The organism is Nonomuraea sp. PA05 (assembly GCF_008086045.1).
Taxonomy (GTDB): Bacteria; Actinomycetota; Actinomycetes; order Streptosporangiales; family Streptosporangiaceae; genus Nonomuraea; species Nonomuraea monospora.
In genome coordinates this window covers 1-26,988 of record NZ_VSEY01000054.1, presented here as the reverse complement: position 1 = coordinate 26,988, position 26,988 = coordinate 1, and the positions used below count along the sequence as shown (strand labels likewise).

The 26,988-nt window shown below is 72.6% G+C and carries 22 protein-coding genes; 14 read left to right on the top strand and 8 right to left on the bottom strand.

The window, feature by feature from the left end; all coding sequences use genetic code 11:
• Window positions 1–7 precede the first annotated feature (7 nt).
• The 4 genes from FXF51_RS52210 (at window position 8) to FXF51_RS52195 (ending at window position 4,651) form a co-directional block, all read left to right on the top strand.
• Window positions 8–1,021, top strand: a complete 1,014-nt coding sequence (locus tag FXF51_RS52210) for a S8 family peptidase (protein WP_148442316.1) — start codon at window positions 8–10, stop codon at window positions 1,019–1,021.
• 72 nt (window positions 1,022–1,093) lie between these two features.
• Window positions 1,094–1,621 (top strand): RNA polymerase sigma factor, encoded by a 528-nt coding sequence (locus tag FXF51_RS52205; protein WP_148442315.1) that lies wholly within the window; start codon window positions 1,094–1,096, stop codon window positions 1,619–1,621.
• Window positions 1,618–2,061, top strand: coding sequence for a hypothetical protein (locus FXF51_RS52200; RefSeq protein ID WP_148442314.1), 444 nt, complete (start codon window positions 1,618–1,620; stop codon window positions 2,059–2,061). The genes FXF51_RS52205 and FXF51_RS52200 overlap by 4 nt, the downstream gene beginning before the upstream one ends.
• Before the next feature lie 64 nt (window positions 2,062–2,125).
• The gene (locus FXF51_RS52195) at window positions 2,126–4,651 is read left to right on the top strand and encodes a CHAT domain-containing protein (protein ID WP_148442313.1); all 2,526 of its coding nucleotides are present in this window, start codon (window positions 2,126–2,128) and stop codon (window positions 4,649–4,651) included.
• Window positions 4,652–4,657: 6 nt separating this feature from the next.
• Here FXF51_RS52195 and FXF51_RS52190 read toward each other — a convergent pair whose 3' ends face one another.
• Entirely contained in the window at window positions 4,658–5,476 is an 819-nt protein-coding gene (locus FXF51_RS52190; RefSeq protein WP_148442312.1) for a sulfurtransferase, read from the bottom strand.
• Window positions 5,473–6,585 (bottom strand): alkaline phosphatase family protein, encoded by a 1,113-nt coding sequence (locus FXF51_RS52185; RefSeq protein ID WP_148442311.1) that lies wholly within the window; start codon window positions 6,583–6,585, stop codon window positions 5,473–5,475. Before FXF51_RS52185 ends, FXF51_RS52190 begins: the two co-directional genes overlap by 4 nt.
• Before the next feature lie 135 nt (window positions 6,586–6,720).
• On the opposite strand from FXF51_RS52185, the gene FXF51_RS52180 reads away from it, so the two are divergent.
• Together FXF51_RS52180 and FXF51_RS52175 are read left to right on the top strand one after the other, a co-directional pair.
• Complete coding sequence (locus tag FXF51_RS52180; RefSeq protein ID WP_148442310.1) at window positions 6,721–7,317, top strand: hypothetical protein; 597 nt, start codon at window positions 6,721–6,723, stop codon at window positions 7,315–7,317.
• A 125-nt stretch (window positions 7,318–7,442) separates the two neighbouring features.
• Window positions 7,443–10,535, top strand: coding sequence for a BTAD domain-containing putative transcriptional regulator (locus FXF51_RS52175; protein ID WP_262380456.1), 3,093 nt, complete (start codon window positions 7,443–7,445; stop codon window positions 10,533–10,535).
• A 411-nt stretch (window positions 10,536–10,946) separates the two neighbouring features.
• Here the strand turns inward: FXF51_RS52175 and FXF51_RS52170 are convergent, their stop codons facing one another.
• Window positions 10,947–11,537 (bottom strand): DUF5998 family protein, encoded by a 591-nt coding sequence (locus FXF51_RS52170; RefSeq protein WP_052422317.1) that lies wholly within the window; start codon window positions 11,535–11,537, stop codon window positions 10,947–10,949.
• A gap of 151 nt (window positions 11,538–11,688) precedes the next feature.
• Window positions 11,689–14,379, bottom strand: a complete 2,691-nt coding sequence (locus FXF51_RS52165) for a bifunctional GNAT family N-acetyltransferase/acetate--CoA ligase family protein (protein ID WP_148442308.1) — start codon at window positions 14,377–14,379, stop codon at window positions 11,689–11,691.
• Window positions 14,380–14,533: 154 nt separating this feature from the next.
• Between FXF51_RS52165 and FXF51_RS52160 the strand changes: the two genes are divergently transcribed.
• Both FXF51_RS52160 and FXF51_RS52155 read left to right on the top strand, forming a co-directional pair.
• Complete coding sequence (locus FXF51_RS52160; protein ID WP_148442307.1) at window positions 14,534–15,427, top strand: carbohydrate kinase family protein; 894 nt, start codon at window positions 14,534–14,536, stop codon at window positions 15,425–15,427.
• Between the two features lie 26 nt (window positions 15,428–15,453).
• On the top strand, window positions 15,454–15,645 hold the full coding sequence (locus tag FXF51_RS52155; RefSeq protein WP_148442306.1) for a hypothetical protein: 192 nt from the start codon (window positions 15,454–15,456) through the stop codon (window positions 15,643–15,645).
• A 9-nt stretch (window positions 15,646–15,654) separates the two neighbouring features.
• On the opposite strand, the gene FXF51_RS52150 is transcribed toward FXF51_RS52155, so the two are convergent.
• Together FXF51_RS52150 and FXF51_RS52145 are read right to left on the bottom strand one after the other, a co-directional pair.
• Entirely contained in the window at window positions 15,655–17,769 is a 2,115-nt protein-coding gene (locus tag FXF51_RS52150) for a RecQ family ATP-dependent DNA helicase (RefSeq protein WP_262380454.1), read from the bottom strand.
• A gap of 160 nt (window positions 17,770–17,929) precedes the next feature.
• On the bottom strand, window positions 17,930–18,751 hold the full coding sequence (locus FXF51_RS52145; protein WP_148442305.1) for a TauD/TfdA dioxygenase family protein: 822 nt from the start codon (window positions 18,749–18,751) through the stop codon (window positions 17,930–17,932).
• A 404-nt stretch (window positions 18,752–19,155) separates the two neighbouring features.
• Between FXF51_RS52145 and FXF51_RS52140 the strand changes: the two genes are divergently transcribed.
• A complete protein-coding gene (locus tag FXF51_RS52140) occupies window positions 19,156–21,648 on the top strand; it encodes a DNA topoisomerase (ATP-hydrolyzing) subunit A (RefSeq protein ID WP_148442304.1) in 2,493 nt (830 codons plus the stop codon).
• Between the two features lie 125 nt (window positions 21,649–21,773).
• Here FXF51_RS52140 and FXF51_RS52135 read toward each other — a convergent pair whose 3' ends face one another.
• Complete coding sequence (locus FXF51_RS52135) at window positions 21,774–22,148, bottom strand: VOC family protein (protein WP_148442303.1); 375 nt, start codon at window positions 22,146–22,148, stop codon at window positions 21,774–21,776.
• A gap of 34 nt (window positions 22,149–22,182) precedes the next feature.
• Here FXF51_RS52135 and FXF51_RS52130 point away from each other — a divergent pair, with 34 nt between their 5' ends.
• From FXF51_RS52130 to FXF51_RS52115, 4 genes are all read left to right on the top strand, one after another.
• The gene (locus FXF51_RS52130) at window positions 22,183–22,746 is read left to right on the top strand and encodes a thioredoxin family protein (protein WP_148442302.1); all 564 of its coding nucleotides are present in this window, start codon (window positions 22,183–22,185) and stop codon (window positions 22,744–22,746) included.
• Between the two features lie 84 nt (window positions 22,747–22,830).
• A complete protein-coding gene (locus FXF51_RS52125) occupies window positions 22,831–23,850 on the top strand; it encodes a sugar ABC transporter substrate-binding protein (protein ID WP_148442301.1) in 1,020 nt (339 codons plus the stop codon).
• Window positions 23,847–24,776, top strand: a complete 930-nt coding sequence (locus FXF51_RS52120) for an ABC transporter permease (protein WP_148442300.1) — start codon at window positions 23,847–23,849, stop codon at window positions 24,774–24,776. The genes FXF51_RS52125 and FXF51_RS52120 overlap by 4 nt, the downstream gene beginning before the upstream one ends.
• 75 nt (window positions 24,777–24,851) lie before the next feature.
• The gene (locus FXF51_RS52115) at window positions 24,852–25,655 is read left to right on the top strand and encodes an SAM-dependent methyltransferase (protein ID WP_148442299.1); all 804 of its coding nucleotides are present in this window, start codon (window positions 24,852–24,854) and stop codon (window positions 25,653–25,655) included.
• A 315-nt stretch (window positions 25,656–25,970) separates the two neighbouring features.
• On the opposite strand, the gene FXF51_RS52110 is transcribed toward FXF51_RS52115, so the two are convergent.
• The gene (locus FXF51_RS52110; RefSeq protein WP_148442298.1) at window positions 25,971–26,285 is read right to left on the bottom strand and encodes a hypothetical protein; all 315 of its coding nucleotides are present in this window, start codon (window positions 26,283–26,285) and stop codon (window positions 25,971–25,973) included.
• 138 nt (window positions 26,286–26,423) lie between these two features.
• On the opposite strand from FXF51_RS52110, the gene FXF51_RS52105 reads away from it, so the two are divergent.
• Window positions 26,424–26,918: a beta-class carbonic anhydrase gene (locus FXF51_RS52105; protein WP_148442297.1), complete on the top strand. Its 495-nt coding sequence runs from the start codon at window positions 26,424–26,426 to the stop codon at window positions 26,916–26,918.
• Window positions 26,919–26,988: the final 70 nt, after the last annotated feature.

Here is a 26,988-nt window from a genome sequence, read left to right as displayed (position 1 = left end):
CCCGCCCATGGAAATTCAATCTGTCGGCGAGGCGTTCATCCGGCCAGGTCAGGTGCTGACCGACCGGACCGCGCTCGCCGCCGCGTCGCGCTGGACCCAGGCGGTCTCGGAGGCCGACGGCGTCTGCGTCGTGCACCTGGCGCCCGGCGTCGACCCCTGCGAGATCACCGCCGAGCTGCGCGAGCGCGGCCTGCGGGCCTCGCCCAACCACCTGCTGCGCGGCCAGCCGCCGTTCTTCGGCGGCCCCGCGTCCAGGCCCTTCCCCACCCCGCCCGTCCCTCACAGGACCGGCCGGGCCCGCTCCGGCGTGGTGGTGGGCCTGCTCGACACCGGCGTCGCCAAGCACCCCTGGTGGTCCGGCAGCGACTGGTACGCGAGCCTCGGCCCGGACGAGGCGGACGCCGCCGAGGGCTCGCAGGCGGGGCACGGCACGTTCATCGCGGGCCTGCTGACGCGCCGGGCGCCCGGCGTACGGCTGCGCGTGCGGCGGGTGCTCGACGGAGACGGCATCGCGGACGAGGCCTCCGTCGTCCGCGCGCTGTACCGCCTGCGGGACCGGCCCCCGCAGGTGCTCAACCTGTCGTTCGGCTGCCACACCTTCGACGACAGGCCGCCTCCCCTGCTGTCGGACGCCATCGGCGCGCTCAGCGAGACCGTGACCGTGGCCTGCGCCGGCAACACCGGCTCCGACCGGCCGTTCTGGCCCGCCGCGCTGCCCGGCGTGGTCGGCGTGGCCGCGGTGGACTCCACCCAGCAGCGCAGGGCCCCCTACTCCGGCTACGGCACCTGGGTCGACGCGTGCGCCAAGGGCGACTGGCTGACCAGCAGCTACCTCGACGCGGGCGAGTACGGCGGGTACGCCGCGTGGAGCGGCACGTCGTTCGCCACGGCGCTGGTCGCGGGCGCCATCGCCGACGCGGCCAGGCACGAGCCGGCCAAGGAGTGGATCAGGGCCCTCCTTGACTCCGAGGAGACCCCGCAAATTCCCGATCTGGGGGTTCTCTTCCCGGTGAGTCTGTAGAGTTTACGCTCAGTCCCCGGACAATCACGTGGAGGAATGATCTCCTCTTCCGTGCCGGCGAAAGGAGGCCGTATGCGGGATCCGGCGGAGTTGCTCGCCGCCGCCGACGACGGCGACCGGTCGGCCTGGGACGAGCTCGAATCGCGGTTCGGGCCGCGCATGTGGGCCGTGGCCCGCGCGTGCGGCCTGAGCTCCGCCGACGCGGCCGACGCCGTCCAGGGCACCTGGCTGCGTCTGCTGCAACACCTCCGGAGCATCAGGGATCCGGCCGCGGTGGGGGGCTGGCTCATGACCACCGTGCGCCGCGAGGCCCTGCTGCTGACGCGCCGCGACCTGCCGGTGGTCTCCTCCACGGAGGCGGACACCGACCCCGACCCCGCGGCGGTCGTCCTGGAGGCCGACGACCGGCATCTGCTCTGGAAGACGGTCTCCACCTTGAAAGAGCCCTGCCGCACGCTGCTCCAGCTGGTCGCGAACGATCTTGGGAACCAGCAGGTTGCGTCACGGCTGGGCATGCCAGCGGGCAGCGTCGGCCCCACCAAGGCGCGCTGTCTGGAAAAACTGCGCACTCTGATCTCGCTACAGGAGACAGCGCAATGATCAACGACGAGTACTTCCTGGCGGCCCTCCGGCTGGCCTCCGGGAACGATCCGATCCCCAGTCAGGTGTCCGCCGCCGCGCGTGACGCCTGGCGGTTGCGGATCCCCCAAGCGGTGACCGCCGCCCACGAGGCCGCCACGATCCGGAGCATGCGGGCCGACGACAGCTCGCACCTGGTGCGTTTCGTCTCGGCAGGCCTCACCTTCGACCTGGAGGTGACCGAGGGCGACGGGCTCATCGATGTCGCAGGACACATTTCCCCCTATCCAGGAGAGGGCGCCCTCGTCGATGTGAGATCCCCGCACCTGACCCTCACCAGGCGCATCGCCCACACCGGCCACTTCGTCGCCACCGGCCTGCCGCCGGGCTGGCTCAGCGTGGTGTGCCACCGGCCCGGCCACGCACCCATCCAGACCACCTGGGTGCGCATCCGCCCCTGACCCGCCACTGACCCGGCCGGGAGGGCCCCGCCCTGCTCCCGGCCGTCTGCGAACGAGGCCGGCCATGAGCGCAAGACCTGACGGGCAGCGCCCGTCAGAGGACCTCAGCCCGCTCCTCAGAGCGGCCGAGGCCGCCCTGATGCGTGCCCTGGTCGATCCCGACCAGGCCATGCGCGCGGGCCACCTGATCATCCAGTCCGCCCGCCGTAACCGCTGCCCGGAGGCCGAGGTCATGGGGTTGCGGACGCTGGCGCTCGCGGCGCGCGAGCTGGGCGACCTCCAGCAGGCCGAGTTCCACCTCCGTGAGGCTCTCGCCGTGCGTGGCGCCCCGCCGGAGCGGGCCGCCCAGGTGCGTCTCTCCCTCGTCACCGTGCGCACGGAACGCGGCCATCCCCTCCAGGCGCTGCGCCTGGCCGCCCTGGCCTGGGCGTACCTGTGCCCGCTCGACCGCGCCAAGCTGGACACGCAACGGGCGGTCGCCCTGGCCCACCTCGGCCGCCACCAGGAGGCCATCGCCTCCTGCGACCGCGCGCTGCTCGCCCTGGTGACGGCGCCAGGCAGCATCGACGACCGCAGGTTCCTGGCGGGTGGCCTGCTCAACCGGGGCCTCATCCACGCCTACCGGGGCGACTGGGACGCCTCCATGCGCGACCTGACCGCGTGCCTGCAGATCTCCCAGTACGCCGGGCTGTGGCACCTGGCCCGCCTGGCCGCCGCCAACCTGCCCTTCCTCGCCGTGCGCAGGGGCGACATCGCCGGGGCGTTCCGGCACTACCGGGACGCCGAGGAGACCCTGTTCGGCTTCCCCGAGCGGCTGGCCGCGATGCGGGCCGACTTCGCCGGGGCCCTGCTGGCCGCGCACCTGCCCGGCGAGGCGGGGACGATGCTGCGGATGGCCGTACCCGATCTGGAGGCGTCGGCGGCGCACACCGCGCTCGCCGAGGCCCGGCTCAAGCTGGCCCAGGTGGAGCTGCTGACCGGCAACCCGCACCGCGCCAGGAAGGTGGCGGAGCAGGCCGCGGCCGAGCTGGCCGCGCAGGACAGGACGTCCTGGCTGCCGCTGGCCAGGGAGGTCGTGCTGCGCTCGCGGCTGGCGCTCGAACCCGTAACCCCCGGGCTGGTCACCGAGCTGATCGCGTGCGCCGACGAGCTGGAGGACGGGTTCGCGCACCGGGCGGGAGCGGCGGCGCTGCGGCTGGCGGCGGCCGAGGCGGCGCTGGTCGTGGACGACCACCCGACCGCCTCCGCCCAGCTCGCCAGGCTCACCCGGCACGCCGAGCGGCGCGAGCGGTGGATGCCCGCCGGCACCCGGCTGACCTCGCTGGCCTCGGAACCGCAGGCCAGGCAGCTCGCGCAGGCGTCCCAGATCCCGGTGCCGGTCCGCCAGCACGCGCTCGCCCTCCAGGCGGCGCTGCAGGAGGACGTGCCCGCGGCCTTCCGCGCCGTGCGCGACGGGCTGGCGGAGATCAGCGGCCGGGTGGAGGCGTTCGAGGACCCGTCGCTGCGCGCCCACGCGGCCAGGGCCGGGGAGCGGCTGGCGGCCTACGGGCTGGAGCTGGCGGTGCGCGACGGGTGCCCGAGGGAGGTGTTCGAGTGGGCGGAGCGGTGGCGGGCCGTGGCGGCTCCCGCGCACGCGTGCGCGCTGGTCGACCCCGAGCGCGTCCGCGCCGAGCTGGGGCGGGGCGCGATGATCGAGTACGTCGCCGACGGTGACTCGCTGCTGGCCGTGCTGCTGAGCGAGGACCGGGTGCTGCTGCGGCGGCTGGGCGGCCTGCGTCAGGTCATGGACACCATCGTGCGCCTGCGGTACGCGCTGCGCCGGGCCGGCCGCCGCCACGACGTCGAGGCCGCCGCCGCCGAGCTGGAACGGCTGGTGCTGCGGCCCCTGGCCGGCGGGCTGGGAGATCGGCCGCTGGTCGTGGTGCCGGTGGGGGCGCTGCACACGGTGCCGTGGGGCGCGCTGCCGTCCCTGCGGGAGCGGCCGGTCAGCGTCGCGGCCGGCGCCGCCGCGTGGCTGCGCGCCCGAACGTCCCACAGGCCGCGCTCCAGCGGCAGGCCGCGCGTGGTCGCGGCGGCCGGGCCCTCGCTGTCGCACGGGCACGCGGAGGTCGCGCACGTGCTGGCCTGCCATCCCGGCGGGGAGCAGGTGCCCGGCCGCGTCGAGCCGGTGCTGGAGGCGCTCGGCACGGCCGACGTCGTGCACCTGGCCGCGCACGGCGTCTTCCACGCGCGCAGCCCGCTGGTGTCCGGGATCAAGCTGGAGGACGGCCAGCTCATGGCCTACGACCTGCTGGACGTCTCCCGCTCGGCCGGGCTCGTGGTGCTGTCGGCGTGCAATTCGGGGATGTCGCGGACGCCGATGGAGGGGGCGCCGCTGGGGCTGCCGGGCACGTTCCTGGCCAAGGGGTCGGCGTGCGTGGTGGCGGGGATGGTGCCGGTTCGGGACGAGACGGCGCGGGCGGTGATGAGCACGTTCCACGAGCTGCTGGCGGCGGGGCAGCCGCCGGACGCGGCGCTCGCCTTCGCCGCCGCCAAGACGGACGAGATGGGGTTCGTCTGCTTCGGCGCGGGCGACCGGCCGTTCTGCTGAGGTGATTCACGCACCCGTCGCGACGGGACGGGACGGGTCGGACACCCAGTCCGACCAGGAGCCCACGTACAGGGACGCGGGCAGGCCCGCCACCTCCAGCGCCAGCACCTCGTGCGCGGCCGTCACCCCCGAGCCGCAGTAGGCGCCCGTCGCGACCCCGTCGCGCACGCCCAGCCCGGCGAACCGGGCACGCAACGCCGCGGGGGCGAGGAAACGGCCGTCCGGGCCGACGTTGCCGGTCGTGGGCGCGCTGAGCGCGCCGGGCACGTGCCCGGCCACTGGATCGACCGGCTCCACCTCACCCCGGTAACGCTCCCCCGCCCGGGCGTCGAGCAGCACACCCCGCGTGGCCAGCTCCGCCGCCTCGTCGGCGGTCAGCGCCGGCATGCCGCCGGGCCGCGCGGTGAAGTCGCCCTCCTCCGGCCGCGGGACCTCCTTGGTGATCGGCAGGCCCGCCTCGATCCAGGCGGGCAGGCCGCCGTCGAGCACGCGCACGTCCTGGTGGCCGAAGTAACGCAGCGCCCACCAGGCCCTGGCCGCGACCGTGGCGGCGGCGTCGTCGTAGACGACCACCGGCCGCCCGTCACGGACGCCCAGCCGCCGCATGGCGGCCTGGAACGCCGCCGCGTCCGGCAGCGGGTGCCGGCCGCCCGCGCCGGGCGGGGCGGCGAGGTCGGTGTCGAGGTCGCAGTAGACGGCGCCCTCGACGTGGCCCTCGCGGTAGAAGTCGATCCCGGGCGGGCCGCCGAGCCGCCAGCGCACGTCGAGCACGGTCGCGCCGTCGAGGGCGGACAGCTCGGCAGGGGTGATCAACGGGCTGGTCACGACTGAACCTCCAGGAGCGGGACGTGCTGTTCGGCCGCCGTGAGCGAGCCGTGGTAACCGGTGAACAGCGCCTCGATGCGGTGCTTCGTCGGGGCGGTGATGGCCAGGTCGGCGTGCGGCACGGCCACGACGTCGCCGATGCGCGGCAGCCACGCGTCACGCACGTGCGGGCCGAACCAGCCCGACTCCACCGCCTCCTGCCTGGACACCACCCACGCCTTGCCGCGCAGAGTCTCGCGCCAGGCCTCCAGCACCTGCTTCGCGGCCCCCTCGCGGGCGTAGACGTGCCTGGCCCTGGCCTCGCCGCCGAGCAGCGCCACCCCCTCGGTCAGCTCGGGCACGCTCTCCGCGTCGAGCTTCTCGGTGGCGTTGACCATGCCGTGGTCGGCGGTGACGTACAGGGCGGAGCCGGGCGGCAGCCCCTCGGCCAGCCGCTGCGCCATGTCGTCGACGATGCTGAGCTGCCGCAGCCACTCCGGGCTGCCCCAGCCCACCATGTGGCCGGTGGCGTCGAGGTCGCCGTAGTAGACGGTGACGTAGGCGGGCCGCCGCTCGCGCAGCGCCTCGTGGACGCGGGCCACCCGGTCGTCGATGGAGTCGGCCGCCACGTAGCGGACGCCTCTGTAGACGGCCCTGGTCAAGCCGGTGCCCTCGAACTCCGCCGGCGCCACGTAGACGGGCTCGACCCCGGCCTCGGCGGCGCGCTGGTAGACGGTCGCGGCGGGCTGCCACTCGTCGGGGTCCATCGTCAGGCCGTCGGGCAGCGTCCAGCGCAGGCAGTTGAACAGGTGGCCGGTGCCCGGCACGGCCAGCATCAGGCCGACCATGCCGTGCTCGCCCGGGGTCAGCCCCGTGCCCAGCGTGCACAGGCTCGTGACCGTGGTGGCGGGGAAGCCGGCGGTGAGCGTCCTGGCGGTCATGGCGGAGAGGAACGGCGCCGCGTCCGGGTGGGCGCGCAGCAGCTCCGCGCCGAGGCCGTCCACCACGAACAGGCAGACGCGGTCCGATCGGGGCAGGCCCAGCGCGTTGGGCTCGCGCAGGCCCAGGGCGGCCAGCAGCGATCGCGGCACGTCGGCCAGCGACTCGCCGCCGTATCCCGGCACCAGCATGCCCTCAGTGTAGTCGCGGGGTGATCTCGGCCGCTGTGCTCCTTCCCGCCGTGTCAAAGCCGTGTCAGAGCCGTGTCTGTGACGCGTCTGCCGCCTGTCCATGCCGTGTCAGCGGCGCACGACATCGTTCCTGTCATGAACAACACCACGAAGACGAACCCCCGCCCCCGCCTCGTCACCATCGCCGCCGCCCTGCAGCTCGCGTTCGCCGCGGGCTTCCTCATCGCCCCGTTCGCGGGTCTCGCCTACGGCGCCGACGTCCAGGCCGCCGCCGAGGCGGAGCTGATCAGGCAGGGGATGTCACCCGGCATCCTGGCCGCCAACAACGTGCACTTCGACGAGGGCGGTTACGCGCTCGTCCTGCCCGTCACCACCGCCGTGACCGCCGCGCTCCTCGCGCTGCTGAACCTGGGCGGCAGACGGGCGGGCCGGATCCTGACCCTCGTCATCCAGCCGATCTTCCTCTTGCTGGACGTCTTCATCTTCACCAGCCAGGCGTCGAAGACCCAGTACCTGCAGAACATCCTCGGCCCAGGCGCCGACGCGCAGGCCGTCCTGGACGCGAGCGAGAGCGTCTACCCGGGCTGGCTGCTGGCCGCCACCGACGTCCGCATGCTCACCACGCCGCTGATCTCGCTGGCCGTCATCGTCCTGCTCCTGCTGCCCGCGGCCCGCGCCTACTTCCGCAAGCGCCCGGCGAGCACGCCCTCGATCGCGATGGCGAACGCCTGAAGCGAGCCACCGCCCCGTCCGCGGCCATCCGGCCACGGACGGGGCTTCGTGAGGTTTGAGAGACTTGAGGGGTGCGAATTGTGCTGCTTGGCCCGGTTGAGGTCTTCGCCGGTGACGGTGTACCGGTGAACATCCCAGGCGTCCGGCTCCGCATGCTGCTGACCAGGCTCGCCCTGGCGGCCGGCCGGCCGGTGAGCGCGGACGCGCTCGTGACCGACCTGTGGGGCGACGAGCCGCCGGCGGGCGCCACGGGTGCCCTGCAGGGCCTGGTGTCCCGGCTGCGCAGGGCGCTGAAGGGCGTCGGGGCGGTCGAGCTGGTGGCGGGCGGCTACCGGCTGCCCGTGAGCGGCGAGGACGTGGACGCGCACCGGTTCGAGGAACTGGTCGCCCGGGGGCGGCGCGAGCTGGCCGAGGGCAGGCCCGCGGAGGCCGCCGCCCTGCTGCGGGCCGCGCTCGAACTGTGGCGGGGGCCCGCGCTGGCGGACGTGCAGGAGGCCCCGTTCGCCCACGGCAACGCCACGAGACTGCACGACGTGCGGGCCGCGGCGGCCGAGGACCGCTTCGACGCCGAGTTACGGCTCGGCCGGCACACCGAGGTGCTGGCCGACCTCGGCGCGGCGGCGGCCGAGCATCCGCTGAGCGAACGCCTGGCCGAGCTGCGCATGCGCGCGCTGTCGGCGGCCGGACGCCAGGCGGACGCGCTGGCGGTCTACGAGGAGATCCGCGCCAGGCTGGGCGACGAGCTGGGCGTGGACCCGTCCCAAGGGCTGCGCGAGGTCCACCTCGCGCTGCTGCGCGGGGAGCTGGACCGGCCGCCGGCCCGGGAGGAGCCCGGCCTGAACCGCCTGCCCGCCCGGCTGACCACGTTCTTCGGCCGGGAGGCCGAGCTGCGGCAACTGTCCGGGCTGCTGCGCTCCGGCCGGTTGGTCACCATCGTCGGCCCCGGCGGCGCGGGCAAGACCAGGCTGTCGCTGGAGGCGGCGGCGCGCCTGGACCAGCGCGTGTGGTTCGTGCCGCTGGCCGGCGTGAGCGAGCCCGGCCGGCTCGCCGACGCCGTGCTCGGCGTGCTCAGCTCGTCCGACAGCCGCCTGTACGACAGCGGGCAGCTCCAGCAGGCCACCCCCGTGGATCGCATCGCGAGCCTGCTCGACGTCGGCGACGGCGTGCTCCTGCTCGACAACTGCGAGCACCTGATCGAGGCCGCGGCCGAGCTGTCCGAGCAGCTCCTGCTGCGGCTGCCGCGACTGCGGATCCTGGCCACCAGCAGGGAGGCGCTCGCGATCAACGGGGAGACGCTGTGCCCCCTGGGCTCGCTCGACCTGCCGCCGGGCGACCCCGAACCGGCCGAGGCCGGACAGGCGGCCGCGGTGCGCCTCTTCGTCGACCGCGCCGCCGGCGTCCGGCCGGGCTTCACGCTCGACGAGAGCACGGTGGACGACGTCGTGGAGATCTGCCGGCGGCTCGACGGCATCCCGCTGGCACTCGAACTGGCCGCCGCGAAACTGCGCGCGATGAGCGCCAGGGAGGTCGTCCGGCGCCTGCACGACCGGTTCAGGCTGCTGAACTCGGGCAGCAGGACCGCGCTACCCCGCCAGCGCACCCTGCTCGCGATGGTCGAGTGGAGCTGGGACCTGCTGGACGAGCAGGAGCGGGTGCTGGCGCGCAGGCTGTCGGCGCTGCCGGGCGGAGGCAGCCTGCCGGCGCTGGAGGCCATCTGCGCCGACGAGTCGCTGCCCGCCGACGACGTGCTCGGCGTCGTCGGCTCGCTGGTGGACAAGTCCCTCGTCCAGGAGAGCGCGGACCGCTACCGCATGCTGGAGACCGTACGCGCGTACGCGGCCGACCGGCTCGCCGAGTCGGGCGACGACATCACCACCCGCCTGTCCCGATATTTCCTGATGTTCGCCGAAGAGCACGAGCCGCTCCTGCGAACCAGGGACCAGCTCCACGCGATCGCCGCCTTCGACGCCGAGCACGACAACCTCATCTACGCGCTGCGCTCGGCCGTCGCCGCCCGCGACGTGACCACGGCGTCCAGGTTCGTGCGCTCACTGTTCTGGTATTGGGGCATCAGGGGCATGAGCCACCTGTTCGAGACGTCCCTCTCCGAGGTGCTCGCGTTCGGCGACGAACTGCCCGCGGACGTGCGAGCCGCCTTCCAGGTGGTCCAGGGGGTCGCTGCCGGGGCGCGGACCGAGCTGCAACCGCCCAGCCTGGACAGGCGGGCGCTGAGCTTCCATCCGGCCGTGCCCCTGTTCCGGCTGTCCCAGCTCGCCACCGCCTCCGAGAGCTCCGGTCCCAACCAGGACGAGCTGGAGCACGCGCTGAACTCCGCCGACCCCTGGGTACGGGCCAGCGCCCTGTGGGCCCAGGACTTCGTCCGCACCCAGCAAGGCGACATGACCACCGGGGCGCAGGCGCGGCGCGAGGCGCTGCAGGCGTTCGAGCAGGCCGGCGACCGGTGGGGCATGGTGATGGCGCTGCTGGCCATCAGCATGGACGACGACGTACGCGGCAACCACCAGGAGGCTGTCTCCGCCGCCGAGCGAGCCGTCGCCATCAGCTCCGAACTCGGCACCGAAGAGCACCTGGCCTGGTCCAAGGGGCGGCTCGCGGCGGCGCGGGCCCGCAGCGGCGACCTGTCCGGCGCCCTGCGCGACCTCGACGCCGGGCAGCGCCAGGCCAGAGAACGCGGGCTGCGGCGCCTGGAGACCACTCTCCTCAACCATCGGGCGGCGGTCCTGCGCCGGTCGGGCGAGTACCGGCAGGCCCATGAGGCGCTGGACCGGCTGGAGACGCTCGTGCACCGGGTGCCCATGCCTGAGGACGTCGTCCGGGGGCTGATCGCCGGTGAGCGGGTCTCGCTGCTGCTCGCTGAGGGGGACGCCGTGCGGGCGCGGGCGTTGTTCCCCCATGCCATGTGGGGGGCGTTCGCCTACGGGAACCCTGGGCATCTCGCCAGCGCGTGTGAGTGGCTGGGGCGGTTGCTCGCGCTGGAGGGGGATTTCGAGGGGGCGGCCTTCTCGCTGGGGATGAGCGAGAGGATCAAGGGGGTGCTTGATCAGGGGGATCCGGAGATTCGGGCGTTGATTCGGGAGCTGGTCGGGGGCTTGGGGGAGGATGGGTACCGGGCGGCGTATCGGGAGGGGGCCGGAATGCCCAGGCAGCAGGCGATCGATCGGCTGGCGGGGATGGCGGGGCGGCCGGGGGTGGCCTGAGCGCGAGGGGCCTCCGTGGCTCCGCGCACACGCCGCCGTGCGCGCCACGCCGCTGCACATGCCGCGCCGCCGCGCTGCCATGCGCGCCCTACCGCCGTGCGCGCCCTACCGCCGTGCGCGCCCTACCGCCGTGCGCGCCTTGCCGCCGCGTGCGCCGCGCTGCCGTGCGCGCCTTGCCGCCGCGTACGCGGCGCTGCCATGCGCGCCCTACCGCCATGCGCGCCCTACCGCCTGCGCGGTGGCGACATGCGGTGTGCGGCGTCTGGCCGTGCCACTGCGCCGCTGTGTGCGCCCGCGCAGTGGCGCGTCGTCATGCGTGCCGCGGGGCCGTGCCGCGGGGCCGTGCCGCGGGGCCGTGGCTTGGCGACCGTGCTGGCCCAGGCCCCGGGCGTGGGCTGGGCGACGGGTGGGTCAGGCGGTGGCGCGGGCCGTCGCCTCGGAGAGGGCCTTGGCGAAGGCGAGGACGTGGGTGACCGCCTCAGGCCCGTCGGCGGCCTCGCTGACCCGCAGCGACAGGTCGTCGGCCGTGATGGCCCCCGTGTAGCCGTGGTCGGCCTCGCAGTTCTCGTCGCCGCACGTCGCCGGCTCCAGGTCCACGTGGGAGATGGCGCCCCAGCCGATCGTGAGGGTGACCTCCGTGGGAGGGACGCCCGGCACGTACGAGGCGGGGTCGGGCACGACGCGGGTGACGGCCACGGACTGGACGCGGCTCAGCCGGACCGCCTCGGTGGTGGTGGAGGCGTGGGACGCCGAGACGCCCTCGACCGCCGGGTGCTCGTCGGTGTGGCAGACGAGCAGCCGCGTCGCCGACAGCACCAGGACGGTGACGTGCCGGCGAACCTCCATGGCGGGATCGAAGGTCGCCTCGTGGTGGACCACGAACGCGGTCACGGCCTCCTTGCCCAGCGCGGATTCGACCGCATCGGTGACGAGGTCGGGGTAGTAGCCGCTGCGCTCGATCGCTTCACGCAGGCCCGCGGCTGAGACTCGGGTTTCCCTCATGGCTCCATCCTGCCAGGGCCGGGCAGTGCACTCACCCGCCGGATATAACGCTCTATAACGTCTTTTGTCTGGGCAGCGGCGGGCACTCGGGTCACGGCATTCGCTGTGGGCGGATCTGCTGAGGGCCACCCCTGAGCAGGGTTTTCCCGCCTCACGACAGGCGGCGGGGGCCGACGTCGAGGCGGGGGCCCGCCGGGGTGCGCAGGATGGCCCTGGCGCCCAGGATGATGGCGTCCGACTCCCCCACGAGCACCTGGTCGAGGTCGAGGCGGGCCACCTCCGGCAGGTCGTGGGCCAGGCGGCCGACGCGTACCAGCAGCTCCTCCAGGGCGTCCACCGCCACGGGCGGGTAGCCGTACTCGCCGAACAGCAGCGGCGCCGCCCGTACGGACCGGACGAGGGCGGAGGCGTCCTCGCGGGTCAGCGGCGCCAGGCGGAAACCCTGGTCCTGCAGCAGGCGCGCGGTCACCTCGCCCAGCCCGAACGACACGACAGGCCCGAACGCCGGGTCCTCGATGACGCCGGCGACCGTCGGCACGGCGGGTTGCGGCGCCATCCGCTGGACGGCCAGCTCCACCCCCTCGCCGAACAGCTCGGCGAACTCGGTGTACGCGTGGCGCACCATCTCGGGCCCGGTCAGCCCCAGCCGCACGGTGCCGGCGCGGCGCGAGGCGCCCGGGTCGGCCACCTTGACCACCACGGGCCAGCCGAGGCTTTCTGCGGCGGCCACGGCCGCCTCGGACGAGCGCACGATCTCGGCGGGCCAGACGGTCAGGCCGTAGCAGGACAGCAGCTCGGCGGCGTCGATCTCGACCGGCGGCCCCGCCTGGGCGAACCCGGCGGGCGAGGCCTCGGCGTCGGGCGCGCTGCCCGACAGCGTCTCGTGGACGAGGTCTCTGGCGCGCACGGTGTCGACGCCTTCGAGCTCGTGCGGCGGCGTCGAGGGCTGCGCCCGCCAGGCGGCGTAGCGGGCCACCAGGGCCAGGGCGCGCACGGCCTCCTCGGGCGCCGCGTAGGAGGGGATGGAGCCGCGCGACGGCGCGGAGGGACCGGGCACGCGCAGGGCGGGGTGCATGCCCAGGTGCCCGCGGAACGTCGCCACCACCGGCTTGCCGGAGTCCTTCGACACCCGGAGCAGCTCGTCGGCCACCTCCTCGGTGCGACCTGGGATGGGCGGCATGTAGATCACGACGGCGGAGTCGACGTCCGGCGAGGCCAGCTCGCCCGCGAGGGCGCGGCCGTACTCGGCGGCGCCGGCGGCGGGGCCCAGGTTGACCGGGGCGCGCGGCTCCAGGCCGGCGGCCCGGCAGGCGTGCGCGGCCAGCAGGCCGAGCGCGTCGGAGTTGGTCACGAGCGCGACCCGCGGGCCCGCGGGCAGCGGCTGGTAGGCGAGGAGCTGCCCCACGTCGAAGAGCTGGATGAGGTCGTCGACCCTGATCAGCCCGGCCTGCTCGAACAGCGAGCTGATCGCCGAGTCGGGCAGCCCCAGCTCCTCGGCCGAGTGCCCGGAGGGGGTGCCGCCGCTCTTGACCACCACGACGGGCTTGCTGCGCGCGATGCGCCTGGCCAGCCGGGTGAACTTGCGCGGGTTTCCGAGCGACTCCAGGTAGAGCAGGATGACCTCGGTGGAGTCGTCCTCCTCCCAGTACTGCAGCAGGTCGTTGCCCGAGACGTCGGCCCTGTTGCCCGCGGAGACGAACGACGAGATGCCCATGCCGCGCTGCGCCACCCGCTGCAACAGGGCGGTGCCGAGCGCGCCGGACTGGCTGAAGAATCCCACCTTCCCCCTGCCGGGCACGGTGGCGGCGAGGGTGGCGTTGAGCTTGACGGCCGGGTCGGTGTTGGCGATGCCGAGGCAGTTGGGGCCGACGACGCGCAGGCCGTAGGAGCGGGCGATGCGGGCCAGCTCGTCCTGCCTGGCCCGGCCCTGGTCGCCCGTCTCGCCGAACCCGGAGGAGACCACGACCAGCCCGTGCACGCCCTTCTCCGCGCACTCCTTGACCACGTCGAGCACGCCCTCGGCCGGGACGGCCACCACGGCGAGGTCGACGTCGCCGTCGATCTCGCTCACGCTCGGGTACGCCCGCACGCCCGCCACCGCCCGCACCTCGCGGTGCACGGGGTAGACGGGGCCGGTGAAGTCGGCGGCCAGAAGGTTGCGCAGCACGGTCTGGCCCACACCGCCCGGCTCGCGCGAGGCGCCGATGACGGCGACGGAGCCGGGGGTGAGGAGCCTGGCAATGGAGCGGGACTCTGCCCGGTGCTCGCGGGCGATCGTCACCTCGGTGGAGGTGTCGGTCGGGGTGAGGTCGAGCGTCATCCGTACGACGCCGTCCTCGAACTGGCTCTGTGCGGTGTAACCGGCCTGCCGCAGCAGCCCCGTCATGCGCATGTTGGCGGGCAGCACGTCGGCGACGAACCGCTCGATGCCGCGCTCGCGGGCCGTGGCCGCCAGGTGCTCCAGCAGCACCGAGGCCACGCCCCTGCCCTGGTGGGCGTCCTCGACGAGGAAGGCGACCTCGGCCTCACCGGGGCCTGTGCGGTCGTAGCGGATGACGGCCACCATCTCGGCGCCGATGGTGGCGATCAGTGCGACGCGGCTGACGTAGTCGACGTTCGTGAACCGCTCGACCTCTCTGTCGGAGAGGCGGGGCCGGGGCCCGAAGAAGCGGAAGTAGATCGACTCGTCGGACAGCCGCGAGTAGAAGGAACGGAGGCGGTCGGCGTCGGCCGGGCGGATCGGGCGGACGTGCGCGGTGCCGCCGTCGGCCAGGACGACATCGGCCTCCCAGTGAGCCGGATATTGTGCCTCCACAGTCTCGACTGTAAACCCGCATCCCATATGCCAAGACCAGGGGCCCTGTTGGGCAACGCTTGTGCATCGACTCCTGCCCGGTCTCCGGGGTACGCCCCACGGGCAGCCCGCAACCTGTTACTTTTGCCGTGGCGTTTAGCCGTGGTCAAGCTCGTTCTGAAGGCAGCAAGGTGGTGACATCATGACGCGGGTCGTCGTGGTGGGCGATCTCATGACCGACGCGGTCGCTCGCGCCCGTTATGCGCTCGCCCGGGCGAGCGACACCCCGGCGATCGTCACCATGCACGGCGGCGGCTCAGGGGCCAACATCTCCTCCTGGCTGGCCGTCGAGGGCGCCGAGGTGGCCTTCATCGGCCGCAGGGGCGCCGACATCACGGGGCGCAACCGCGACATGGAGCTGATGGGCTACGGCGTGGACGCCCGGCTCGTCATGGACCCTGAGCGGCCGACCGGCACCTGTGTCGTGCTGGTGACGCACAAGGGCGAGCGCACCATGCTCTCCGATCCCGGCGCCAACGCCGCCCTGTCCCCCGAGGACCTGCCGCGCGACCTGTTCACCCAGGGCGCGCACCTGCACCTGTCGGGCTACACGCTGATCAACGAGGGCTCGCGCGACGCGGGGCTGGCGGCGCTCGACATGGCCAGGCGCGCGAACATGTCGATCTCGGTCGACTGCGCGTCCTCCGCGCCGCTGGAGCGTACCGGGGCCGAGCCGTTCCTGGAGTGGACGAACGGCGCCAAGCTGCTGTTCGCCAACATCGACCAGGCAAAGGTGCTGACCGGCCGCGACGAGGCCGAGGCCGCCGCCAAGGTGCTGACCGCGTGGTTCCCGCAGGTCGTCATCAAGATGAACGCCGAGGGCGCGCTGTGGTTCAGCAACGGCCGTCCCGACCCTGTGCGGGTGGCCGCCGACCCGGTCGACAAGATCGTTGACGGTACGGGCGCGGGCGACGCGTTCTGCGCCGGCTTCCTGCCCGCGTGGCTGGAGGGCAAGCCGCCGGCCGAGGCGCTGTCCTCGGGCTGCCGGCTGGCCGCCAAGGCGATCATGCACCTGGGTGCGCGACCGCCTTTCTAGGCACGGCGTGCGCCCGCCGCGTTCGAGTGATCCGCCCTCGCCTCGGCTCGTGCCGGAGCAGGTGCTGCGGGCAGCCGAACGGCTTCCGCACCACGTACGTCCACCGCGAGCTGCCCGGCGAGGAGACGGTGCTGATCCCGGCGACGTGGCGCCGCACGTCGCGACTGCGCGGCGCCAAGGCGGCCAACCTGCACGTCAGCCCGATACTGGGCGACTAACCACGAGGGTCAGCTCGTGACCGCCAGGGCCAGGGGCAGGACGGCGGGGGCGCCCGCGTGGCGGACCTGGGCGGCGGCGAGCGTCATCGTCCAGCCGGTGTCGACCCGGTCGTCCACGAGCAGCACGGGCCCGCCGCACTGGGCGATCGCGGCGCCGAGCTCCTTGGGCATGGCCAGGGTGCCCCTGATGGCCTGCACCCGCTTGGCGCTGTTGAACTGCTTGCCCGGCGTACCGGCGCGGTAGCCCAGCTCCCCCAGATACGTCAGCCGCCCCACCTGGGCCAGCCGTTCGGCGAACCCGCGCACCAGCGCGGGCCTGGACGCGGACGGCACGTTGACCACGGCGACGGGCCGCTCGCGCCAGTCCCAGGCGGACAGCACCTTGATGACGGCCGCGAACATGTCGTCCGGCATCGGCCCGTCCTCCGCCGCGAACAGCTCCCGCAGCCGGTTGCCCCATCCGATGTCGGTCAGCCGCCCGAGCGCCCTGCCGGGCTCGGCGCCCAGCTCGGGCTTGATCCGGCCGGACAGGTCGGGCATGCCGGTGGGCCACTGCTTGCGGGCCTCGATCTCGACGCCGGGCCTGCTCAGCCGCTCGCGGGCGTTCTCGACGGCCTGCGCGCCGATCTCCGGCGAGCGGTGCCGGCCCGTGCAGTTGTCGCAGCGCCCGCACGGCGTGGCGGTGTCGTCGTCGAGGCGCCTGCGCAGGAACTGTTCGCGGCACTCGGTCGTGGTCAGGTAGGCGAGCATGGCCTCCTGTTCGGCCCGGCGTTCGGCGGCGATGCGCTGGTAGCGCTCGGCGTCGTAGGACCACTCCGCGCCGGTGGCCTCCCAGCCGCCCTTGACGCGACGGACGGCGCCGTCCACGTCGAGGACCTTGAGCATCATCTCCAGGCGGCTGCGGCTCAGGTCGACGGCGGTCTCCAGGGCGGGGGTGGACATGACGCCCCGCTCCTCCAGCGTCCGCAGCGTGGTGCGGACGACGGGCTCCGGCGGGAAGGCCAGCGAGGCGAAGTACGCCCAGATGTCGCGGTCCTCGGTGCCGGGCAGCAGGATGACCTCGGCCCGCTCGACGCCCCGCCCGGCCCGTCCGACCTGCTGGTAGTAGGCGACGGGCGACTGCGGCGCACCCACGTGCACCACGAACCCGAGGTCCGGCTTGTCGAACCCCATGCCGAGCGCGCTCGTCGCCACCAGCGCCTTGATCTTGTTGTTGAGCAGCGCCTCCTCGGCCGCCAGCCGCTCGGCCGGCTCGGTCTGGCCGGAGTAGGCGGCCACCTCCAGCCCCTGCTCGCGCAGGTAGCCGGCGATCTCGTGGGCGGCGGCGACGGTGAGGGTGTAGACGATGCCGGAGCCGGGCAGCTCGCGCAGGGTCTGGGCGAGCCAGGCCAGCCGCTGCTCGGCGCTGGGCAGGCGGACGACGCTCAGGTGCAGGCTCTCGCGCTCCAGCGGGCCGCGCAGGACCAGCGTGTCCTGCCCTTCTGGCTGCAGCTCGGCGGGCAGGCGCATCTGCTCGGCCACGTCGCGGGTGACGCGCGCGTTGGCGGTGGCGGTGGTGGCCAGCACGGGGATGCCCGGCGGCAGCTCCGCGAACAGCGTGGACAGCCTGCGGTAGTCGGGCCTGAAGTCGTGACCCCAGTCGGAGATGCAGTGGGCCTCGTCGACCACCACGAGCCCGGCGCTCTCGGCCAGCTCGGGCAGCACGTTGTCGCGGAAGTCGGGGTTGTTCAGGCGCTCGGGGCTGACCAGCAGCACGTCCACCATGCCCTCGGCGACCTGGCCGTAGACCTCCTCCCACGCCTCGGGGTTGGCGGAGTTGATGGTGACGGCCCTGATGCCCGCGCGCTCGGCGGCGGCGATCTGGTTGCGCATGAGCGCGAGCAGCGGCGAGACGATGACGGTGGGGCCTTCGCCGAGCTCACGCAGGAGGGCGGTGGCCACGAAGTAGACGGCCGACTTGCCCCATCCGGTGCGCTGCACGACGAGGACCCTGCGCCGGTCGAGCACCAGCGCCTCGATGGCGGCCCACTGGTCGTCGCGGAGCCTGGCGTGCTCGCCGGCGAGCGCCTGGAGGCGCTCTTCCGCCTCTTCCCGCAGCATCGCGGCATCGGGGGCATCAATCATGCTCCCCTTGTTACCAGACTCTCTCCTCCTTTACGGCACAGCCGCACTCACCCCGCCCACCGCACGGGGCCGGCCCCTGTCCAGGGAGACGCTCCTCCGGTTCACGGGGCCGGCCGCCGTGACGCGCGCATCGTGGGCCGTCCGCGTGGTCAAGCAGTGGCTATTTGTCCGCGTGCTCGGGGAAGGCGTTGATCGTGACCCGGTGCATCCGCCGGCGTTCCGTGTAGTCGGCGACGGCGTAGTGCTGGGTCGGCCGGTTGTCCCAGAAGGCGAGGGTGCCGGGTCGCCAGCGGAGCCGGAGCTGGAACTCGGGCGAGCGGATGTGGTCGATCAGGAACGGCAGCAGCGCCTCGTTCTCCCGGTCGTTCAGCTCCACGAGCCGCGTGGTGGAGGCCCGGTTGACGAACAGCGCCTTGCGTCCCGTCTCGGCGTGCACGCGGACCACGGGCCGGGTCCTCGGAGGCCACTTGGCCTGGATCTCCGCCAGGTCGAACGGGTGCCCCTTGGAGATGGCCTTCTTCATCGACATGGTGATGTCGTGCTCGGCCGTCAGCTCGTCGCACAGCCGCTGGATGGGCTTGGACAGCGTCTCGTAGGCCAGGTAGGTGTTCGCCCAGCAGGTGTCGCCGCCCACGCTGGGCAGTTGCATGCAGCGCAGCAGCGAGCCCATGGGCGGTGTCGGCTCGAAGGTGTTGTCGCTGTGCCACTCGTCGCCGCCCTCGCCCTTGGGTGAGGTCTGGTCGAGGACGTGGATGGGGCTGGTGGAGTCTTTCTTGAAGGCGGGGTGGTTGAGCGTGCCGAAGTTCAGGGCGAACTGCAGGTGCTGGTCGTCGTCGATGTGCTGGTCGCGGAAGAACAGCACGAGGTGCTTGAGCCACCCCGTCCGCAGGGTCGCGACCTCGTCCTCCGACAGCGGCTTGCGCAGATCGACCCCGGTGACCTCGGCGCCGATGTGCTTGGTCACGGGATGGAACTCGATCATGACGCCTCCGGTGAACAGGTGGGATCCCCTTGGATGCACGGTAAGACCCAAGCAATTGCTTGGTCAAGGCGAGAGAACGGCCTCGGGCTCGCCGCTCGAACACATCTGCGATAAATCGAGTAGGATGCCGCTGAAGACGTTCTCCTCGCACCTGTCGACCGCATGCGGAAAGATCGTTACCGTGGCGTCAGCGTCGCCCTGGATATGCCATGCAAGACCCCGCTCATGTCATCATCTCCAGGGGCACACACGTCGGATCCCCGCGACGGGGGCAGGTTACGTCGACGCCTCGCACGCCGATCTGACGCTTCGCAAGCGAGCTGACGGCTACGGTTACAGCACGAGAACAGAAGGAGGATGCGCTTCCCCTCGGCGCGACGGCCGAGGCAGCCGCGCAGCACAAGATGGCCCGACGCACGACTGCACCCCCGCCTGAGGACTTCGAGGAGCGGATCGTCGACATCGACGTCTCCGCCGAGATGCGCGCGAGCTACCTCGAGTACGCCTACTCAGTGATCTATCAGCGCGCCCTGCCCGACGCGCGCGACGGCCTCAAGCCCGTGCAGCGGCGCATCCTGTACTCGATGAGCGAGATGGGCCTGCGCCCCGAGCGCGGCCACGTCAAGTCGTCCCGCGTCGTCGGCGACGTCATGGGCAAGCTCCACCCCCATGGCGACAGCGCCATCTACGACGCGCTGGTCCGCCTGGCGCAGCCGTTCTCCATGCGGCTGCCGCTGGTCGACGGCCACGGCAACTTCGGCTCACCCGACGACATGCCCGCCGCCATGCGGTACACCGAGGCCAGGCTGGCCGCCGCGGCCATGCTCATGGTCGAGTCGCTCGACGAGGACACCGTCGACTTCAAGCCCAACTACGACGGCCAGGAGACCGAGCCCACGGTCATGCCGTCGGCCTTCCCCAACCTCCTGGTCAACGGCACCAGCGGCATCGCGGTCGGCATGGCCACCAATATGGCGCCGCACAACCTCGTCGAGGTCGTGGCCGCCGCCCGGCACCTGATCAAGAAGCCCGACGCGACGCTCGACGACCTGATGAAGTTCGTGCCCGGGCCCGACCTGCCGACCGGCGGCTCGATCATCGGGCTGCAGGGCGTGCGCGACGCGTACGAGACGGGTCGCGGCACGTTCCGGATGCGGGCCAGGTGCGCGGTCGAGCAGATCACGCCGCGCCGCAAGGGCATCATCGTCACCGAGCTGCCCTACAACGTCGGCCCCGAGCGCGTGGTCACCAAGATCAAGGAGCTGGTGACCAGCAAGAAGCTCCAGGGCATCGCCGACCTGAAGGACCTCACCGACCGGCACAAGGGCCTGCGGCTGGTCATCGAGATCAAGAACGGCTTCATCCCCGAGGCCGTGCTGGAGGAGCTCTACCGGCTGACGCCGATGGAGGAGACTTTCGGCATCAACAACGTCGCCCTGGTCGACGGCGAGCCGCGCACCCTCGGGCTGCGCGAGATGCTGCAGGTCTACGTCGACCACCGCCTGGAGGTCGTGCGCCGCAGGTCGGAGTTCAGGCGCCGCAAGCGCGAGGAGCGCCTGCACCTGGTCGACGGCCTGATCATCGCGCTGCTCAACATCGACGAGGTCATCCAGGTCATCCGTTCCTCCGACGACTCCGCCCAGGCGCGCGCCCGCCTGATGGAGGTCTTCGACCTGACCGACATCCAGGCCGCCTACATCCTCGACACGCCGCTGCGCCGCCTGACCCGCTTCGACAAGCTGGAGCTCGACCGCGAGAAGGAGACGCTGAGCGAGGAGATCGCCCAGCTCACCGAGATCCTCTCCTCCGAGACCAAGCTGCGCCAGGTCGTCTCCGGCGAGCTGGCCGAGGTGGCCAAGAAGTACGGCACTCCGCGCCGCACGGTGCTGCTGGAGGCGCCGGGCGTCACCCGCACCCCCGTCGTCGACCTCCAGGTGGCCGACGACCCGTGCCTGGCCATGCTCTCCTCCACCGGCCTGCTGGCCCGCACCCCCGACGCCACGCCGCTGCCCGGCGAGGGCGAACGCGCGGCGCACGACGTGCTGCTCAGCGTCGTACGCACCTCCGTGCGCGGCGAGGTCGGCGTGGTCACCTCGCTGGGCCGGCTGATCCGCGTCCAGGTCGTCGACCTGCCCACGCTGCCACCATCGGCCAACCCGCCGTCGCTGTCGGGCGGGCACCCGGTCTCGGAGTACGTGTCGCTGCAGCCCGACGAGAAGGTGGTCGGCCTCGGCTCCCTCGACCCCGACGGCCCCGGCCTGGCGCTGGGCACGGCGCAGGGCGTGGTCAAGCGGGTGGTGCCCGACTACCCGGCCAACCGCGACGACTTCGAAGTGATCACCCTGAAGGACGGCGACACCGTGGTGGGCGCGGTCGAGCTGGAGTCCGAGTCCCACGACCTGGTGTTCATCTCCTCCGACGCCCAGCTCCTGCGTTACTCCGCCTCCCTCGTGCGGCCCCAGGGGCGCCCGGCGGGCGGCATGGCGGGCATCCGGCTCGACGGCGGGGCGAGGGTGATCTGGTTCGGGGTGGTCGATCCCGAGCGTCCCGCGCACGTCGTCACCGTCGCCGGCTCCTCCACCGCGCTGCCCGGCACGCAGGTGGGCGGCGGCAAGCTGTCCGACTACGCCGAGTTCCCGGCCAAGGGGCGGGCCACCGGCGGGGTGCGCGCCCAGCGGTTCCTGAAGGGTGAGGACGAGCTGCTGCTGGCCTGGGCCGGCCCGGCGCCCGCCAAGGCGGTGTCGGCGGTGGGCAAGCCCGTGCCGCTGCCGGAGGAGGTCGGGCGCAGGGACGGGTCCGGGGTGCGGCTGACGCACACGATCGGCGCGGTGGGCGGTGCCCTCGGCGCCGGATCCGACACCGAGGGCGACGGCGAGGCCGCCACCTCGGACGAGTAGCCGTCCGGGCGGCCGACGCCGCTGGGCGACCTACCGGAGCCGCCCCTTGAGCACAACCCCGTTGCGGCGCCCCGCCCCAGGAGCAGTCCCCTATCGCCCGGGCCCGGGCCGCCGCAACGGGAGCCTCACTCGTCCCGGCACAGGCAGAACGGATGCCCCGCCGGATCGAGGTACACCCGGAAGTCGTCTTCCTCACTGGGCTGATGATCGTGCTTGGTGGCGCCGATCTTCAGCACCTGCCGCTCGGCCTCGTCCATGTCCGTGACGGTGACGTCGAGGTGGAACTGCTGCGGCCGGTCGGGGCTCGGCCACACGGGCGGCTGGTAGTCCGGCGCGAGCTGGAAGGCCAGCCGCTTGGGCGCGCCCCCGTCGCTCACCACCACCCAGTCGTCCTCGACCGAGGTGACCGGCCAGCCCAGCAACTGGGAGTAGAACTCCGCCAGGCGCTGGGGATCCGGGCAGTCCAGCACGACAGTCCTGAACTCGGCGATGCCGCCCATCGATATCCGCCTCTCTCACGCGACAATGGATGTCATGGCTGCCAACTCGTTCATGGTTCCGCTCGGCACACCCGCGCCCTCGTTCGACCTGACCGCCATCAACGGCGGCAGCGTATCGCTGGAAGATCTCAAGGACTCTCCCGCCACTCTCGTGGTCTTCCTCTCGAACCACTGCCCGTACGTGCGGCACATCGAATCCGGTCTCGCCACCCTGGCGAAGGACTACGGCGCGCGCTTGTCGATCGTCGCCATCTGCAGCAACGACAGCGTGAACTACCCCGACGACGACCCCACACACCTCGCGGAGCAGGCCGCCAGGGCCGGGTTCAGCTTCCCGTACCTGCTGGACGACACCCAGGACGTCGCCAAGGCCTATCGCGCCGCCTGCACGCCCGACTTCTTCCTGTACGACTCGCAGTTCCAGCTCGTCTACCGGGGCGAGTTCGACGGTGCGCGGCCGGGCAACGACGTGCCGGTGACCGGCTCGTCGCTGCGTCCCGCCATCGACGCCCTGCTGGACGGCGGGCCGGTGCCCGAGCAGCAGAACCCGTCGCTCGGGTGCGGCATCAAGTGGAAGCCGGGCCAGGAGCCCGTCTGACGATCCATGGTCTCCCTTCGCCGCGTGGCTCTATGATCACCAGCAGTCCCGGGCGAGTCGCCGACGACGCGAATGGAGACCTCGATGGTCGCACCACGGACTGCCTTACCGGCCCTGGCACTGGTGGCCCTGCTCGCCGCCGGCTGCGTCAACCCGGCTGAGCAACGGGGCGGCAGCGCCACCACCGCCCCGGCCACCGCCTCCGGAGGGGCCAAACGCATCGGCTTCTTCGGCTTCGCCAAGGCCAACTCCTTCTCGGCGGCCACGTTCGCCGGGGTCGAGGAGCACGCGAGGGCCAACGGCGCCACGGCCGAGTTCCTCGACCCGAACTTCGACGCTCAGGCCCAGGTGCAGCAGTTACAGGACGCGGTGACGGCCGAACGCTTCGACGTGTTCGTGGTGCAGGCCAACGACGGGGCGGCCGTGGTGCCCGCCATCCAGTCGGCCGTGCGGGCGGGGATCTCCGTCGTCGTGCAGTTCACCCCCGTGGGCACCCGGTACGACACCGCCGAGCCGCAGGTGGACGGCACGATCACGCTCATCGACGTGCCGACGCTGAACGGCGAGGGCCTCGGCAGGCTGGCGATCCAGGCCTGCCAGAGCAGGAAGCTGAGCCCGTGCGAGGTCGCCTACCTTGAGGGTCTCAAGGCGCTCCCCCTCGACAACGCCCGCACTCAGGCGGCCGTCCGCGTGCTGGAGTCCGCGCCGGGCGTGCGGGTCAAGGCCCAGGTCGAGGGCGGCTACACGCAGGAGAGCGGGCGCAAGGCCATGCAGGACATCCTGCAGAAGGACCCCGGCATCGACGTGGTCATCGGCTCCTCCCAAGCGGTGCTCGGCGCGGAGGCCGTGGCCAAGGGCAAGGACATCCTGTACGTCGCCAACGGCGCCTCCCGCCAGACCGTCGAGGCGGTTCAGCGGGGCCGCTGGTTCGGCGCGTACTACCTGCCGGTCAAGACCCTCGGCGCCAGGGCCGCCGAGCTGGGCCTGGCCAAGGCGCTCGGCAGGAGCGTGCCCGCCACGAACGTGATGACGGACGTCCCGCCCGCCACCAGCATGGGCACCAAGGACGCGCTGGCCCGGGTGAGCGGCGAATACGACGAATGACCCGCGACCACGGCATCCTCGCCGGGGTCGCGGCCCTGGTGGTGCTGCTCTCGCTGGCCACGGACACGTTCCTGACGCCGGGGAACCTGGTCAACCTCCTCGACCAGGCGGTGGTGGTGGGGCTGCTGGCGTGCGGGATGACGCTGTGCGTGATCTGCGGCGTGTTCGATCTGTCGGCGGGCGCGGTGCTCGCCGTGAGCGCCATCGTCGCCGTGGTCGTCACCGAGCACGCCGGCGTCCCCGCCGGGTACGCGGCGGCCGTGGCCACCGGAGCCCTGCTCGGCGCGGTCAACGGCGTGGTCGTGGTGCTGTCGCGGGTGCACTCGTTCATCGTCACGCTCGCGCTCGGCCTGGTGCACCGGGGCGTGGCGCTGGTCATCACGGGCGGCGCGATCGTCTACCCCGGCACCGAGCGCCTGGCGGCCTTCCAGTCGCTGAGCTGGCCGACCGTGCTGGGCGGCGTCACGGCGGCCTCGCTGCTGCTGGTCGCGGTGGCCGTCGTCACTTCCGTGCTGCTGTCGCGCACCACGTTCGGCCGCCGGGTGTACGCGGTCGGCGGCAACCCCACGGCGGCCTGGCTGTCCGGCATCGGCGTGCGTTCCGTCCGCGTGGGGGTGTTCGTGATCAGCGGCGTCTGCGCGGCCCTGGCCGGGCTGGTGCTCGCCGCGCGGGGCGGCTCGGCGCAGCCGGACATGGGGACGCTGCTGGAGCTGACGGCCATCGCGGCGACCGTGATCGGCGGGACGAGCATCCTCGGCGGGCAGGGCGCGGTCTGGCGCGGCCTGGTGGGCGTGCTGATCCTGACCCTCATCGGGAACGGCTTCAACCTGCTCGGCTGGAACACCACCTACCGCCCCATCGTCGAAGGGCTGCTGATCCTGGGGGCGGTGAGCCTTGATCACTCGCTCAGGCGGCGGCGCTTTTGACAGGAATGATCCACAAAGTTGTCACGACGGCGTTACGATCTGTTCCAACCGTTTCGCGGATCCCGAAGGGCCCAGATGACCAACCCCCCGCGCGTACCGAAGGGCATCAATCCCCGCATCCCGAACGCCGCGCGCATGTACGACTACTACCTCGGCGGCAAGGACAACTTCGCGGCCGACCGCGAGGCCGCCGAGAAGATCATGGCCCTGGGGCCCAGCCGGGAGATCTGCCTGGCCAACCGGCGGTTCCTGGGCAGGGCCGTCCGCCACGTCGCCGGCCTCGGCATCGACCAGTTCATCGACCTCGGCACCGGCCTGCCCAACCAGAACAACGTGCACGAGGTCGCCCGCGAGATCCACCCGGACGCGCACGTCGTCTACGTCGACTACGACCCCGTGGTGATCGTTCACGCCCGCGCCCTCCTCGCGGGCACCGACACGAACATCACGATCGTGCACGCCGACATCCGCGAGCCCGCCTCCATCCTCGACGCCCCGGAGACCACGAAGCTGATCGACTTCAGCCGGCCCGTGGGCGTGGTGTTCCTCGGCGTGCTGCACTGCCTGACCGACGCCGACGATCCGTGGGGGGTGGTGGCCGCCTTCCGCGAACGGCTCGCGCCCGGCAGCGCGCTCGTCGTCTCCCACCTCACCGACGACGCCCACCCGGAGGTGGGCAAGGCGGCACGCGAGGTGTACGACGACGCGGACGCGCCCCTGATCCACCGGGGGCACGCGGCGGTCGCCCGGATGTTGTCGGGGTTCGAGGTGCTGGAGCCCGGCGTCACGCACGTGGATGCCTGGCGGCCGGAGGAGGCTTGGGAGAGGGAGTTGGCGGGTGGCGAGTGGTGGTACGTGGGCGTCGGGCTCAAACCCTGACACCCGCCGCCCGCCGTGCCCGCTCACACCACGTCAATCCACACCCCAGCCCGCGCCCTCAGGCCACAACCCAGCCCAGCATGCCCTCAGGCCACAACCCAGCCCACGCCCTCGGGCCGAGGCCCAGCCCAGCATGCCCTCAGACCGCAACCCAGCCCGCGCCCTCGGGTCGCAACCCAGCCCAGCATGCCCACAGGCCACACCCCAGCCCACACCCTCAGGCCACGACCCAGCCCGCGTTCCCGGTTGCGGCCCGGCTCGCGTATGGCGTCGCGGCCCCGAGCACGGCCTGGGTCTGAGGTCTGAGGTCTTGTCTCAGGTCGCGGCGGCGATGGCGGCGGGCAGGGCGAGCAGCAGCTCATGCGGCTCCCCGCCCTCCCACTGCCGGATCAGCTTGTTGCCCGCCTCCCCCGGATCGAACCCCTCACACCCCAGCGGCCCGAAACACCCCGCCTGATCCAGCGTGAGGATCAACGGGTCGTCCTCGGGAAGACCACCCGCATAGGCGGCGGCATCGAGCAGAGCCAGGGCGGACCTGGCGTTACGGCCGTCATCCCTGGTCTCCACGCGATCGAGGCGGCGGCGGGCCTGGGCGCGGAGGTACACGGCGAGCGATTCTGACCTACTCACGACAAACCTTCTTGGGTCACGTACGTACGGCTACGACATCATCACTCAAAGTGAAGGCCATGCGTGGGAGGTTTGCCAACTCCAGCCTGTCGCCACCCCGCCATCGCAAGAATTGCGGCATGAGAGAAGATTTGTGACATGAGTGCGTTCGACGACCTGTATGCCGCCAACGCGAAGTTCGCCGAGACGTTCGGCGACTCCGGCCTAACGGGCCGGGCCGCGCGTGGCCTCGCCGTTGTGACCTGCATGGACTCCCGTATCGACCCGCTGGGACTCCTCGGGCTGAAGCCCGGCGACGCCAAGATCCTGCGCAACGCCGGCGCCCGTGTGACGGACGACGTGCTCCGCACGCTCGTGCTGGCCGTCGTTCTGCTGGGCGTGGACCGGGTCCTGGTCATGCCCCACACCGACTGCGGCATGGCCAAGGCCACGGACGCGGACGTGCACGCGCTGGCGGGTGAGCGCGGCATCGACACGCGCAGCCTGGAGTTCCACACGGTCCCGGATCAGGACGAGGCGCTCAAGCACGATCTGACCAGGATCAGGACGTTCCCGTTCCTGCCGCAGGGGATGCCGGTGAGCGGGGCCATCTACGACGTCCGCTCGGGCAGGTTGTCCCCTTCCGACCACTGAGGCTCGCCGTTCCGTCCCGATGCCCTGGCCGCGCGTGCCGGGGCATCGGCGCGTTCTGGGCTGGGACGCT

Excerpts from the sequence above, each read along its gene's own strand:
- FXF51_RS52210 (WP_148442316.1), top strand. The coding sequence starts at position 8 with ATGGAAATTCAATCTGTCGGCGAGGCGTTCATCCGGCCAGGTCAGGTG.
- FXF51_RS52205 (WP_148442315.1), top strand. The coding sequence starts at position 1,094 with ATGCGGGATCCGGCGGAGTTGCTCGCCGCCGCCGACGACGGCGACCGG.
- FXF51_RS52200 (WP_148442314.1), top strand. The coding sequence starts at position 1,618 with ATGATCAACGACGAGTACTTCCTGGCGGCCCTCCGGCTGGCCTCCGGG.
- FXF51_RS52195 (WP_148442313.1), top strand. The coding sequence starts at position 2,126 with ATGAGCGCAAGACCTGACGGGCAGCGCCCGTCAGAGGACCTCAGCCCG.
- FXF51_RS52185 (WP_148442311.1), bottom strand. The coding sequence starts at position 6,585 with ATGCTGGTGCCGGGATACGGCGGCGAGTCGCTGGCCGACGTGCCGCGA.
- FXF51_RS52180 (WP_148442310.1), top strand. The coding sequence starts at position 6,721 with ATGAACAACACCACGAAGACGAACCCCCGCCCCCGCCTCGTCACCATC.
- FXF51_RS52170 (WP_052422317.1), bottom strand. The coding sequence starts at position 11,537 with ATGAGGGAAACCCGAGTCTCAGCCGCGGGCCTGCGTGAAGCGATCGAG.
- FXF51_RS52165 (WP_148442308.1), bottom strand. The coding sequence starts at position 14,379 with ATGGGATGCGGGTTTACAGTCGAGACTGTGGAGGCACAATATCCGGCT.
- FXF51_RS52160 (WP_148442307.1), top strand. The coding sequence starts at position 14,534 with ATGACGCGGGTCGTCGTGGTGGGCGATCTCATGACCGACGCGGTCGCT.
- FXF51_RS52150 (WP_262380454.1), bottom strand. The coding sequence starts at position 17,769 with ATGATTGATGCCCCCGATGCCGCGATGCTGCGGGAAGAGGCGGAAGAG.
- FXF51_RS52145 (WP_148442305.1), bottom strand. The coding sequence starts at position 18,751 with ATGATCGAGTTCCATCCCGTGACCAAGCACATCGGCGCCGAGGTCACC.
- FXF51_RS52140 (WP_148442304.1), top strand. The coding sequence starts at position 19,156 with ATGGCCCGACGCACGACTGCACCCCCGCCTGAGGACTTCGAGGAGCGG.
- FXF51_RS52135 (WP_148442303.1), bottom strand. The coding sequence starts at position 22,148 with ATGGGCGGCATCGCCGAGTTCAGGACTGTCGTGCTGGACTGCCCGGAT.
- FXF51_RS52130 (WP_148442302.1), top strand. The coding sequence starts at position 22,183 with ATGGCTGCCAACTCGTTCATGGTTCCGCTCGGCACACCCGCGCCCTCG.
- FXF51_RS52125 (WP_148442301.1), top strand. The coding sequence starts at position 22,831 with ATGGTCGCACCACGGACTGCCTTACCGGCCCTGGCACTGGTGGCCCTG.
- FXF51_RS52120 (WP_148442300.1), top strand. The coding sequence starts at position 23,847 with ATGACCCGCGACCACGGCATCCTCGCCGGGGTCGCGGCCCTGGTGGTG.
- FXF51_RS52115 (WP_148442299.1), top strand. The coding sequence starts at position 24,852 with ATGACCAACCCCCCGCGCGTACCGAAGGGCATCAATCCCCGCATCCCG.
- FXF51_RS52105 (WP_148442297.1), top strand. The coding sequence starts at position 26,424 with ATGAGTGCGTTCGACGACCTGTATGCCGCCAACGCGAAGTTCGCCGAG.